Annotated in this window: 7 protein-coding genes; all 7 read left to right on the top strand. The window is 70.7% G+C overall.

The window, feature by feature from the left end; translation table 11 throughout:
* The first annotated feature begins 287 nt into the window (after positions 1–287).
* The gene (locus ACZ3IC_RS15155; protein ID WP_467416296.1) at positions 288–896 is read left to right on the top strand and encodes a small secreted protein; all 609 of its coding nucleotides are present in this window, start codon (positions 288–290) and stop codon (positions 894–896) included.
* 194 nt (positions 897–1,090) lie between these two features.
* Entirely contained in the window at positions 1,091–2,605 is a 1,515-nt protein-coding gene (locus ACZ3IC_RS15150; RefSeq protein WP_467416293.1) for a DUF7059 domain-containing protein, read from the top strand.
* A gap of 368 nt (positions 2,606–2,973) precedes the next feature.
* Positions 2,974–3,171 carry a hypothetical protein gene (locus ACZ3IC_RS15145; protein WP_467416291.1) on the top strand — a complete coding sequence of 66 codons (198 nt, stop codon included), beginning with the start codon at positions 2,974–2,976 and terminating at the stop codon, positions 3,169–3,171.
* A gap of 378 nt (positions 3,172–3,549) precedes the next feature.
* Positions 3,550–6,402, top strand: coding sequence for a type I DNA topoisomerase (topA, locus tag ACZ3IC_RS15140; protein WP_467416290.1), 2,853 nt, complete (start codon positions 3,550–3,552; stop codon positions 6,400–6,402).
* 250 nt (positions 6,403–6,652) lie between these two features.
* Entirely contained in the window at positions 6,653–9,880 is a 3,228-nt protein-coding gene (gene tmk / locus ACZ3IC_RS15135; protein WP_467416287.1) for a dTMP kinase, read from the top strand.
* 225 nt (positions 9,881–10,105) lie between these two features.
* Complete coding sequence (locus ACZ3IC_RS15130) at positions 10,106–11,311, top strand: DNA polymerase III subunit delta' (protein WP_467416284.1); 1,206 nt, start codon at positions 10,106–10,108, stop codon at positions 11,309–11,311.
* Positions 11,312–11,387: 76 nt separating this feature from the next.
* Positions 11,388–12,914, top strand: coding sequence for an alpha/beta hydrolase (locus tag ACZ3IC_RS15125; protein WP_467416281.1), 1,527 nt, complete (start codon positions 11,388–11,390; stop codon positions 12,912–12,914).
* Positions 12,915–12,979 lie beyond the last annotated feature (65 nt).

Below are 12,979 nucleotides of genomic sequence, written 5' to 3'. Positions count from 1 at the left end.
ACGTAGTCGGCCTCGGATCAACGACCGGGCGGGTGGCGCACTCCGATGTGCTGTCCGCCCGGTCGTACGTCGTCGGCCCACCCGCCCGTCGCCGCGCATACACCCGTCCGTGGGCTTGCTCGTGCAGGTGTTCCTGAGTCCTGAGGGCGGTGTGGGTGAGTTGTATCTCCCTCATTTCCCTTGGTGCAAATGGCTACAAAAGGCCACTTATCGGACGTCCGGCATCCGGATGGGGGGCGCTCGACGTGTAAGTTCCGGGGCCGAGAGCCTTGGAAGGGACCGATCCGGTGAACAAGAAGCTTGCGGCCGCGCTGTCCGGCGGTGCGGTACTGGTACTTACGCTGTCAGGCTGCGCCAGCGACAACACTGACGAGGTGAACGACTGGGCCAAGACGGTCTGCGACCAGGTCCAGCCCCAGCTGCAGAAGATCGCGAACGCCAACGCCTCCATCCAGCAGCAGACTGCCGACAACAGCAAGCCCGCCGACGTCCAGAAGACCGACTCGGCCGCCTTCCAGCAGATCTCGCAGGCGTACAAGGCGCTGGGCGCGGCTGTCGACTCGGCGGGCCCGCCCCCGGTCGACGGCGGCGAGACCACGCAGAAGGAGGCCGTGAAGGAGCTCAACGCCTCCTCCGTGGCGTACGCGGACCTGCAGAAGAAGGTCGACGCCCTCGAAACGAAGGACCAGGCGAAGTTCGCCGACGGTCTCAAGGGCATCGCGGACGAGCTGAACAAGATCAGCACCAGTGGTGACGAGGCGCTGAAGAAGCTCCAGTCCGGCGAGGTCGGCGCCGCGATGGCGAAGCAGAAGGGCTGCCAGAAGCCGACGACCTCGGTGCCGCCGAAAGCCACTCCCACGAAGCAGGCCTCCCCGTCGCCCAGCAAGAAGTCGTAACCGGGTGGACGCGGCGTCCGCGGCTGCGGCGGATACAGCCGTTACAGCCGTGGACGCGGGTACGGCGGGTACAGCGGGTACGGCGGGTACAGCGGTTGTGTCGACGGCCCGACGGCCCGACGGCCCGACGGCCCGACGGCGCAGGCGGGAGCCGGGCCGCTGCCGTTGTCAGTGGGAGCGGCCACAATAGGTGGGTGAGTACGACCAGTCTCCCCGCGCCCGACCGTTCGCCCCGGCTCCGCGAAGCCCTGCTCGCCGCCGCCTTCACCGCCGACGGGCTCCTCGACCTGCTCGGTGCGCCCGCCTACGCCGCGCTCGCCCGCAGCGAGACGGTTCCGGCGCTGCGTGCCACCCGGGGCGACTCGCCGCTCGAAATACTGGTGCGGCTCTTCCTGCTCCAGCACCCCGTTCCGTACGAGCGGGCCCGTGCCGTGCTCCCGCTGGCCGAGTGCATCGAGGACGGCTGGGTGACCCACGCCGGTGACGAGGTGCGGGCCACGGTCGACGTACGGCCGTACAGCGGGCCCGAGGGGCAGGACTGGTACATCGTCTCCGACCTGGGCTGCGCGGTCGGCGGCGCGGGCGGCATCGGTTCGCGCGAGGAAGGCGTGGTCCTTGGCGTCGGCGGGGCGTCCACCACGCTCGCCGGAATCACCGTCCGGACACCCGTCGTCTCCGCGCTCGACGTGGGTACGGGCTCCGGCATCCAGGCGCTGCATGCCTCGCAGCACGCCACCCGGGTCACGGCCACCGACCTCAACCCGCGTGCGCTGGACTTCACCCGGCTGACGCTCGCCCTGTCCGGCGCCGCCCCGGCCGAGCTGCGCCAGGGGTCGTTGTACGAGCCGGTCGGCACCGAGACGTACGACCTGATCGTCTCCAACCCGCCGTTCGTCATCTCGCCCGGCGCCCGACTGACCTACCGCGACGGAGCCATGGGCGGCGACGACCTGTGCCGGACCCTGGTGCAGCAGTCGGGCGACCGGCTGAATGAAGGCGGATACGCCCACTTCCTCGCCAACTGGCAGCACATCGAGGGCGAAGAGTGGCAGAACCGGCTGAGTTCCTGGGTGCCGCACGGATGCGACGCCTGGATCGTGCAGCGCGAGGTACAGGACGTCACGCAGTACGCGGAGCTGTGGCTGCGCGACAGTGGCGACCACCGCACGGACCCCGCCGAGTACGCGGCGCGGTACGACGCCTGGCTGGACGAGTTCGAGGCCCGCAAGACCAAGGGCGTCGGCTTCGGCTGGATCACCCTGCGGAAGTCCGCCGCGGCTGCCGCCGGGAATCCGTCCGTCGTGATCGAGGAGTGGCCGCACGCGGTGGAGCAGCCGCTCGGACAGGCCGTCCAGGCCCACTTCGCCGGCCAGGACTACCTCCGCGAACAGGATGACGCGGCGCTCCTGGCCGGTCATTTCACCCTTGCCGCCGAGGTCGTGCAGGAGCAGGTCGGCCTGCCGGGCGCGGAGGATCCCGAACATGTGGTGCTCCGTCAGAACCGTGGCATGCGGCGTGCGACGAAGGTCGATGCCGTCGGCGCCGGCTTCGCGGGCGTGTGCGACGGGACGCTGCCGGCGGGCCGGATCCTGGACGCGATCGCCCAGTTGATGAACGAGGACCCGGTGCTGCTGCGCGACCGCACCCCGCAGGCGATCCGGCTGCTGGTGGAGGAGGGCTTCCTGGAGCCGGTGCCGTCGGCGGGCTGATGGCGTTGCCGTGGTTCCGGGGTGGGGCGGCCGCCACCACCGCTACTACTGCTGCCGCCTCCTTCACCGGCTCCGTCACTGGCTCCGTCACCGGGCTCCGTTCTGGTGCAGGCGCGTACCGCCGTACGTAATGAACGGCCTCGCCATCAGCGTCTTCATGCTCAGCGTCGCCGGTCTGCCGCGAGGGCCGCGGATTCCGGTTGGCTCGCAGCCCGGTGTTGCCCCCCGGGCCTCGGTCCCGGTCCACCGCGATGGGTGAATCCGGCCATTCACCCGGGGTTCGCGTCCGCGACGTCCTGGGGTGGCAGCCTCCCCCTGACCGGAGGGCACAGGCCCCGGCCGAGCAGGGAGCAGGGAGGCGGACGGACATGGAGAGTGGACCCGCGGTCTTCGCTGGAACAACATTCGCGCTGTTCGGTGCCGCGCTGCTGCTGTGGACGGGGGCGCGCGTGCTGCATCGTGCGCCGGTGGCGCACGGTGTGAGCCCCGTCGCCTCCGTCACTCTCGCCACTGTGTTCGGCGTACTTTTTCTCGTCCTCGGCGTGTGGTGCTTCACCCGCATCTGAGCCCGCAGCCGATCCACTTTCCACCGGACCGGACCCCGGACCGGTGGGGAGCGGCCGGAGCGGACGGGGCCGGGAACCGCAGGGCACGGCGGGCAGTGGCAGGGAACACGCCCGGACCGTCCGCGTCTCAGCGCCGACGTCCGCGGCGCTGTCACAGCAACCAGAAACCCGCAGGCAGCGGCCGTGCGCACGGTGGACCGGGCAGTCCGAGCGGCAGGAATGGCGGAAGTCGGGTTACCGTTCGAGTGGCCGTTGCGGGCTTTTGCCGTTTGACACGGGGGCGGGTTGTACCGTCACACTCCGCAGCGACAGCACCCTCGGCAGCGCCATCGCGCTGCCCGGATGCCCACTGAGTGTCGACCGGAGAGAAGAGCGAAGTTGTCCCCGACCAGCGAGACCGCACAGGGCGGCCGCCGACTCGTCATCGTCGAGTCGCCTGCCAAGGCGAAGACGATCAAGGGCTACCTCGGCCCCGGATACGTCGTCGAGGCGAGCGTCGGGCACATCCGCGACCTGCCGAACGGCGCCGCAGAGGTCCCGGACGAGTACACCGGCGAGGTCCGTCGGCTCGGCGTTGACGTCGAGCATGACTTCCAGCCCATCTATGTCGTCAACGCGGATAAGAAGGCGCAGGTCAGGAAGCTCAAGCAGCTCCTCGCCGAGTCCGACGAACTCTTCCTCGCCACCGATGAGGACCGCGAGGGCGAAGCCATCGCGTGGCATCTGCAGGAAGTCCTGAAGCCCAAGGTCCCGGTCCACCGGATGGTCTTCCACGAGATCACCAAGGACGCGATCCGGGAGGCCGTCGCCAACCCGCGCGAGCTCAACCAGCGCATGGTCGACGCCCAGGAGACCCGCCGAATCCTCGACCGCCTCTACGGCTACGAGGTCTCGCCGGTCCTGTGGAAGAAGGTCATGCCGCGCCTGTCGGCCGGCCGTGTCCAGTCCGTGGCGACCCGTCTCGTCGTCGAGCGTGAGCGTGAGCGCATCGCCTTCCGTTCCGCCGAGTACTGGGACCTGACCGGCACCTTCGCCACCGGCCGCACCGGCGACGCCTCCGACCCGTCGACCCTCGCCGCCCGCCTCAGCGCGGTCGACGGCCGCCGCATCGCCCAGGGCCGTGACTTCGGTCCGGACGGGCAGCTGAAGTCCGGTTCGGGCCAGGTGCTGCACCTGGACGAGACGAACGCCCGCGCCCTGGCCGCCGCGCTCGCCGACGCCACGTTCGCCGTCCGGTCCGTCGAGTCGAAGCCATACCGCCGCTCCCCGTACGCCCCGTTCCGTACGACGACCCTCCAGCAGGAGGCGAGCCGCAAGCTGGGTTTCGGGGCCAAGGCCACCATGCAGGTTGCGCAGAAGCTGTACGAGAACGGCTTCATCACCTATATGCGTACCGACTCCACGACCCTCTCGGACACTGCGGTCTCCGCAGCCCGGGCGCAGGTCACGCAGCTGTACGGAGCCGGCTACCTGCCGGACAAGCCGCGCACGTACGCCGGGAAGGTCAAGAACGCGCAGGAGGCGCACGAGGCGATCCGCCCCTCCGGCGACCGCTTCCGCACCCCTGCCGAGACCGGCCTCACCGGCGACCAGTTCCGTCTCTACGAGCTGATCTGGAAGCGGACCGTCGCCTCCCAGATGAAGGACGCGGTCGGTAACTCCGTCACCGTCAAGATCGGCGGCCGCGCGAGCGACGGCCGCGACGCCGAGTTCTCCGCCTCCGGCAAGACGATCACCTTCCACGGCTTCATGAAGGCGTACGTCGAAGGCGCCGACGACCCGAACGCCGAGCTCGACGACCGTGAGCGGCGCCTCCCGCAGGTCGCCGACGGCGACGCGCTGTCCGCCGAGGAGATCTCGGTCGACGGCCACGCCACCAAGCCGCCGGCCCGCTACACGGAGGCCTCGCTGGTCAAGGAGCTCGAAGAGCGCGAGATCGGCCGCCCGTCGACGTACGCCTCGATCATCGGCACGATCCTGGACCGCGGCTACGTCTTCAAGAAGGGCACGGCGCTCGTTCCGTCCTTCCTCTCCTTCGCCGTCGTCAACCTGCTGGAGAAGCACTTCGGCCGACTCGTCGACTACGACTTCACCGCGCGGATGGAGGACGACCTCGACCGCATCGCGCGGGGCGAGGCCCAGTCCGTGCCGTGGCTGAGGCGTTTCTACTTCGGTGAGGGCGACGACGCCGTCAGTGGCGCGGCCTCCGCCGCGGGCAACGGCGACGGTGACCACCTCGGCGGTCTCAAGGAGCTTGTCACCGACCTCGGCGCGATCGACGCCCGGGAGATCTCCTCCTTCACCGTCGGCAACGACATCAAGCTCCGTGTCGGGCGGTACGGCCCGTACATCGAGCGAGGGGAGAAGGACGCCGAGGGCCACCAGCGCGCGGACGTGCCGGAGGACCTGGCGCCCGACGAGCTGTCGGTCGAGTACGCGGAGGAGTTGCTGGCCAAGCCGAGCGGTGACTACGAGCTCGGTGCGGACCCGGTCACCGGGAACCAGATCATCGCGAAGGACGGCCGGTACGGTCCGTACGTCACGGAAGTGCTGCCCGAGGGCACGCCGAAGACCGGCAAGAACGCGGTGAAGCCGCGGACGGCCTCGCTCTTCAAGTCGATGTCGCTGGACACGGTGACGCTGGCCGACGCGCTCAAGCTGATGTCGCTGCCCCGTGTCGTCGGCGAGGACGCGGACGGCGTCGAGATCACCGCACAGAACGGCCGTTACGGCCCGTATCTGAAGAAGGGCACGGACTCGCGCTCGCTGACCTCCGAGGACCAGCTCTTCGACATCACGCTCGAAGAGGCCCTCGCGATCTACGCCCAGCCCAAGCAGCGCGGCCGCGCCGCCGCCAAGCCGCCGCTGAAGGAACTGGGCACCGACCCGGTGAGCGGGGCTCCGGTCGTGGTCAAGGACGGGCGCTTCGGCGCGTACGTCACCGACGGTGAGACCAACGCGACGCTGCGGACCGGCGACAGCGTCGAGACCATCACGCCGGAGCGCGGCTACGAGCTGCTTGCCGAGAAGCGTGCCAAGGGCCCCGCCAAGAAGAAGACGGCGAAGAAGGCCCCGGCGAAGAAGGCGACCGTGAAGAAGACGGCCGCCAAGAAGACCACGGCGGCTGCCAAGAAGACCGCGGCGAAGAAGACGACCGCGGCGAAGAAGACGACGGCCGCCAAGAAGGCGACCGCGGCGAAGAAGACGACCGCGGCGTCCGTGGAGGACTGACCGTAAGACCGATCGCCGGAGGGGCTGGATATTCCAGCCCCTCCGGCGTTTGCGTACCGGGGCCGGGTGGGCAAAGGGGCGAGGGTCGGGGTACCCGCGGCGGGCCTGTTTTCCGGTCCGCCTCTTCCCGAAACCGCAGCTCCACCCGGCCCCCGCTCATCAAACGCCGGAGGGGTCGGCACAGCCTCCGGATGCCCATATGTTCGGGCGGGGCCTCCGGGGACCCCACTGCTCCGGATAGGCTGGGCGGATGACGCGAGCCGAGCAGTCAACGGTCGTGAGCCCCACCTCCGACGCACTTGCCGCAGACTCACGCGAGCGCGCCGTGCGAGCCCTGTTGCGTGTTCCGCCGCTGAAGCGGTTGTGGAGCGCCCAGCTCGTCGGCAGTATCGGCGATGCACTCGCCCTTCTCGTGCTGGTGCTGATGTCGCTGCAAGCGGCAGTCCTTGAGGGCTCATTCGGAGCCGGGTACCGAGGGGCGGCGTTTGCCGTCGCCGCGGTGTTCGGTGCCCGGATCCTTGCCACCCTGCTCTTCGGAGCCGTACTCCTGGGGCCGCTGACGACACTCACCGCGCCGGGAGGCCCGCTGGACCGGCGGTGGCTGATGATTGGGACGGACGGACTGCGGCTCGCGCTGCTGGTCGTCGCACCGCTGTGGATCGACTGGATGCCCGACAAGGCACTCATGATGATCCTCATCACCGTCTTCGTCATCGGCGCAGCCGAACGCCTGTGGACGGTCGCCAAGGATGGTGCCGCCCCCGCGCTGCTGCCCGCCCCGCCCCCCGAGGGCGCAGCGGTGCGCCCGCTGCCCGACCACCTCGACGCACTGCGCCGGCTCTCCATCCGTACCGACTTCGCGGCCATTCCGGCCGCCGCGGCCGTCCTGCTGATCGCCACGCTCGCCGGTAACCTGCTGGGCTCGGGCCTGGAGTGGTTCTCGCTCCACCAGGCGGCCCTCGGTTCGTATGTCGCCGCCGGGCTCTTCTCGGCCTCGATCTCCACCCTGTACTTCCTGGAACTGCCCGGTTCGCAGACGCCCCGCCCGCGCTCGCCGCTGGAGGGCCTGCGCCGGCCGTCGACCGGCAGCGGACCCGACAAGGGCCGCACCGGAGCCGTACCGCTGATCGTCGGCGCCTCGGCCGCGGTCGCCGGAGCCATTGCCGCCGCAGCCGCCGTCGCCGCACTGCACGCCGCCGAACTGGGTGGCGGACCCGCCACCTTCGCCCTGCTGATCCTCGGCCTGACCGGCGCCACGGCCGTCGGCATCCGTACCGCGGGGAAGGTGCTGCCCGCACTGTCGCGGCGCCGGCTGCTCGCGCTGGCCATCGCCGTCACGGGCATCGCCCTCCTCGCCATGGGCCTCGTGCCGGACACGGCGACCGTGGTGATGATCGCGGTGCTCGCCGGATACGCGGCGGGAGTCGCCGCCGGCACCGGTCATGTCCTGGTCGACCAGGAGACCGAGGAGCTCCGCCGGGCCAGGACCACCGAGCACCTCCAGGCCGTCGCACGCGTCCTCATCGCGCTCGGCGCGCTCGCGGGCCCGCTGCTGGCCGCCGCGATCGGTGAGCACCGGCTGACCTCCGGTGACTTCGTCTTCGCCCACGGTGGAGCGGCCTTCGCGCTGATGCTGATCGGTGCACTGCTGCTGCCCGTCGCCGTGATCGTCCTCGCCAAGACGGACGACCGCTCCGGAGTGCCGCTGCGCCGTGATCTGCGCGAGGCACTGCGCGGCGGCGACCCGGCCGTCGCTCCCGCCGCGACCGGCTTCTTCCTCGCCCTGGAGGGCGGCGACGGCGCCGGCAAGTCCACCCAGGTCGAGGCGCTCGCCGAGTGGATCCGCGCCAAGGGTCACGAGGTCGTCGTCACCCGCGAGCCGGGCGCGACCCCGGTCGGCAAGCGGCTGCGCTCGATCCTGCTCGACGTGTCGTCGGCCGGGCTTTCCAACCGGGCCGAGGCATTGCTGTACGCCGCCGACCGCGCCGAGCACATCGACTCGGTCGTCCGTCCGGCGCTGGAGCGCGGCGCGATCGTCATCTCCGACCGCTACATCGACTCGTCCGTCGCCTACCAGGGTGCGGGCCGTGACCTCTCCCCGACCGAGATCGCCCGGATCTCGCGTTGGGCGACGAGCGGCCTCGTACCGCATCTGACGGTGCTGCTCGACGTCGATCCGGAGACCGCGCGGGAACGGTTCACCGAGGCCCCCGACCGGCTGGAGTCCGAGCCGCCCGAGTTTCACGCCCGGGTGCGATCCGGCTTCCTGACGCTGGCCGCGGCCGACCCGACCCGCTACCTGGTGGTGGACGCGGGCCAGGATCCGGAATCGATCACCACGGTCGTACGCCACCGACTCGACCAGCTCCTTCCGCTGTCCGAGGCCGAGATCAAGGCCCAGGAGGAGGCGCGCAAGGCCGCTGAGGAGGAGGCCAGGCGCAAGGCCGAGGAGGAGGCGGCCCGCAAGGCCGAGGAGGAGCGGCTGGAGCGCGAGCGCCAGGAGCAGCTCGCCAGGCTCCGTGCCGAGGAGGAGGAGCGCAAGCGCCGCGAGCTGGAGGAGGCACAACGGCGCGAGGCCGAACGCCAGGCCGAGGAGGCTCGCCGACGGGCCGAGGAAGCCCGCCGTCTGGCCGAGGAGGAGCGGGTCAGGCGAGAGGCCGAGGAAGCGGCCCGCGAGGCCGAGCAGGCCCGGCTGCGTCGGCAGGCCGAGGAGGAGGCCCGGCTGCGCAAGGAGGCCGAGGCGCGGCGGCTGGAGAAGCAGCGCAAGGCCGAGGAAGCGCTGCTGCGCGCCGAGGAGGCGCGCAAGGCCGCCGCGGCGGAGGCGGCACGGGCGGAGGCGGCTGCGGTGGCGTCCGTACCCGACAACGAGATCACGATGCCGACACCGATCGTCAACCCGAATGACGTGACGCAGCCGGTGCCTTCGCCGGGCACCCCGGCCACGCCTTCCGACGAGGCCGAGACGGCGATGATCCCGAAGATCCACGACCGGTCCGACCGGACCGAGAGGTCCGAGCGCCCTGGCGCGGCGGGTGCCGCGGACGAGACGGCGGTTCTTCCTCCGGTACGGGACGCACGGGACGCGCGAGCCGCTGGGGGCGCACGGGACGCACGCGCCGCTGGGGACGCTCGGGATGTTCGGGCCACTCGGGAGGCGAATCCGGAGGACCGTGTTCCGCGGGGGATCTTCCGTGACGAGCGTCCGGCGGGCTCCGCCCCGGAGAGCGAGAACGAGCGCACGCGCGAGCTTCCGCAGATCGGCGACCCACATGCGGTCGCTCCGCAGCCGGTTCAGGATCACTGGGACGGTCAGGAGCGCCAGGAACGTCAGGAGCGCCGGGGCCGGCGTCCTCGTCCCGACTGGGCCGAGGAGACCCCGCTGGACGATCTGCCGACGCTGGCGGACGAGCTGCTGGGCGGCCACCGCGACGACGAGGACTCAGGTCCCTCGGGCCGGGGACGCCGCCCGCGCCACTGATCCGTGACGGCTGCCGGAGGGGCCCGCCCGGCAGCCGGATCGCCGTGCTGCCGGGATTGTCAGACCCGTCCCCCACAATGGGAAACCGGATCGGGAAAACCGGAACCGGGCCGGGAAGACCGGTGCCGGGCCGGAAAGCCGGATCGACAAGCAGTGACGTCACAGCCGAGCGGCCGCATCGCACGACAGCCGCGCGACCGCACACCACCGGAAGGGCGGTGACCCATGACCGTATGGGACGACCTGGTCGGCCAGGACCGAGTGCAGGAGCAGCTCGGTGCCGCCGCCCGGGACGCCGATGCGCTGGTCACCGCCCACTCCGCGGGGGAGCCGGTGCCTTCGGGGTCGAAGATGACCCACGCCTGGCTGTTCACCGGACCGCCGGGCTCCGGCCGTTCCACCGCCGCCCGTGCCTTCGCCGCCGCCCTCCAGTGCACCAGCACCGACCGCGCCCTGGGTGGCGCACCGGGCTGTGGCTTCTGCGACGGCTGCCACACCAGCCTCATCGGTACGCACGCCGATGTCGAGGTAGTCCGTACCGATCTGCTCTCCATCGGTGTGAAGGAGACCCGAGAGCTGGTCCGCCGCGCCCAGCTCTCCCCGGCCGTCGGCCGCTGGCAGGTCATCGTCCTGGAGGACGCCGACCGGCTCACCGAAGGCGCGGGGAACGTCCTGCTGAAGGCGGTTGAGGAGCCCGCGCCGCGCACGGTGTGGCTGCTCTGTGCCCCGTCCCTCGAAGACGTGCTGCCCACCATTCGTTCCCGCTGCCGTCACCTCACACTGCGCACGCCCCCGGTCGACGCGGTCGCCGATGTCCTGATCCGGCGTGACGGCATCGATCCGGAGCGGGCCGCGTCCGCCGCCCGTGCCACCCAGGGGCACATCGGCAGGGCACGCCGCCTCGCCACCGATGAGAGGGCTCGTTCCCGCCGTGCCGCCGTGCTCAAGCTCCCTCTGCGGATCGAGGACATCGGAGGCTGTCTCAAGGCCGCCCAGGAGTTGATCGACACCGCCACCGATGACGCCAAGCAGGTCTCGGAGGAGGTGGACGCCAAGGAGACGGAAGAGATGAAAGCCGCGCTCGGCGCGGCCGCCGGTGGGCGGATGCCGCGCGGTACGGCGGGCGTGATGAAGGAGCTGGAGGACAGACAGAAGCGCCGCAAGACCCGTACCCAGCGCGACAGCCTCGATCTGGCGCTCAGCGATCTGACCGGCTTCTACCGCGACGTACTGGCCATCCAGATGGGCTCGGGGATCGCCATCGCCAATGTGGACGCACAGGATGCCCTCGACCGCATCGCCCGGTCCTCCACACCCGAGCGCACCCTGCGCCGGATAGAGGCGGTGATCGCCTGCCGTCGGGCGCTGGACCGCAATGTGGCGCCGCTGCTCGCGGTGGAAGCGATGACGATGGCGCTGCGCGCGGGCTGACGGTATGAATCGCTGCTCATTCACTCGTAAGAGCAGGGAATCGGGCGAACCGTCGCGCGGGGACTACGCTCCGAAGATGGACACCAGGCGCCCGTTCCGCATCCTTGCCACCGCGCTCGGCACTGCCGGCCTCCTCATCTCCGGCTGCAGCAGCGACAGTTCGACGAGCTCCTCGCCGCTCGCCCAGTCCGTCCCCGCCGCGCTCACGTCGTACTACGCGCAACAGCTGAGGTGGCGGGACTGCGGCGCCGAGGGATTCCAGTGCACGACGATGAAGGCGCCCCTGGACTACGCGAAGCCGGACGGCGGTGACATCGAGCTGGCCGTCACCCGCAAGGAGGCCACCGGACCGGGCGAGCGGATCGGCTCCCTCCTGGTGAATCCGGGCGGCCCCGGCGCTTCGGCCATCGGCTATCTCCAGAGTTATGCGGCCATCGGCTACCCTGCCCAGGTCCGGGCCCGTTACGACATGGTCGCCATCGACCCGCGCGGAGTGGCCCGCAGCGAGCCCGTCGAGTGCCTCACCGGTCCGCAGATGGACGCCTACACGCAGGTCGACCAGACCCCGGACGGCGCCACCGAGGTCGCCGAGCTGAGCGGCGCCTACAAGCAGTTCGCAAGCGGCTGTGAGCAGCGCTCCGACGAGATCCTTCCGCATGTCTCCACCGTCGAGACGGCCCGCGACATGGACATGCTGCGCTCTTTGCTCGGTGACGAGAAGCTGCACTACGTCGGGGCGTCCTACGGCACCTACCTCGGCGCGGCGTACGCCGAGCTCTTTCCCGCCCGGGTCGGCCGCCTGGTCCTGGACGGTGCGATGGACCCGTCGCTCTCCGCCGTCGACGCGAACCGCGACCAGACCGCGGGCTTCGAGACCGCGTTCCAGGCCTTCGCCGCGGACTGTGTGAAGAAGGCGGACTGCCCGCTCGGCACCACATCCACCGCCGACGCGGCCACCCGGTTGAGCCAACTCTTCGCCGACCTCGACGCCAAACCGATCCCCACCGGCGCCTCCCGCGAGCTCACCGAATCCCTCGCCACCACGGGAGTCATCGCTGCCATGTACGACGAGTCGGCCTGGCCCCAGCTCCGCGAGGCCCTCACCGGCGCCGAGAAGGGCGACGGCTCCGGCCTGCTCTCCCTGGCGGACAGCTACTACGAACGCGAACCGAACGGCACGTACGCGAACCTGATGTTCGCCAACGCCGCCGTGAACTGCCTGGATCTGCCACCCGCCTTCGCCGGCACCGAAGAAGTCACCCAGGCACTTCCCAGTTTCGAGAAGGCATCCCCGGTCTTCGGCAGGGCCTTCGCCTGGGCCGCCCTGAACTGCGCCCACTGGCCGGTCCAGCCCACCGGTACCCCCCACCGCACCGAGGCGAAGGGCGCGGACCCGATCGTCGTGGTCGGTACCACCCGCGACCCCGCCACCCCGTACAAGTGGGCCGAGTCCCTGGCAAGCCAGCTTTCCTCCGGCACCCTCCTCACCTACCGCGGTGACGGCCACACGGCGTACGGCCGCGGCAGCGACTGCATCGACACGGCGATCAACACCTACCTCTTGGACGGCACCCCGCCAACCGACGGCACGATGTGCTCCTGATCCCATCCGGTCCCCCGTTGACCTGCGAAAACGGCCCGGAGCCGGGCTGGTACGGAGCACCCCTG

The organism is Streptomyces sp. NPDC002958 (assembly GCF_055563255.1).
This window is presented reverse-complemented; position numbering and strand designations above follow the sequence as displayed.

Excerpts from the sequence above, each read along its gene's own strand:
- ACZ3IC_RS15145 (WP_467416291.1), top strand. The coding sequence starts at position 2,974 with ATGGAGAGTGGACCCGCGGTCTTCGCTGGAACAACATTCGCGCTGTTC.
- tmk (WP_467416287.1), top strand. The coding sequence starts at position 6,653 with ATGACGCGAGCCGAGCAGTCAACGGTCGTGAGCCCCACCTCCGACGCA.
- ACZ3IC_RS15125 (WP_467416281.1), top strand. The coding sequence starts at position 11,388 with ATGGACACCAGGCGCCCGTTCCGCATCCTTGCCACCGCGCTCGGCACT.
- ACZ3IC_RS15130 (WP_467416284.1), top strand. The coding sequence starts at position 10,106 with ATGACCGTATGGGACGACCTGGTCGGCCAGGACCGAGTGCAGGAGCAG.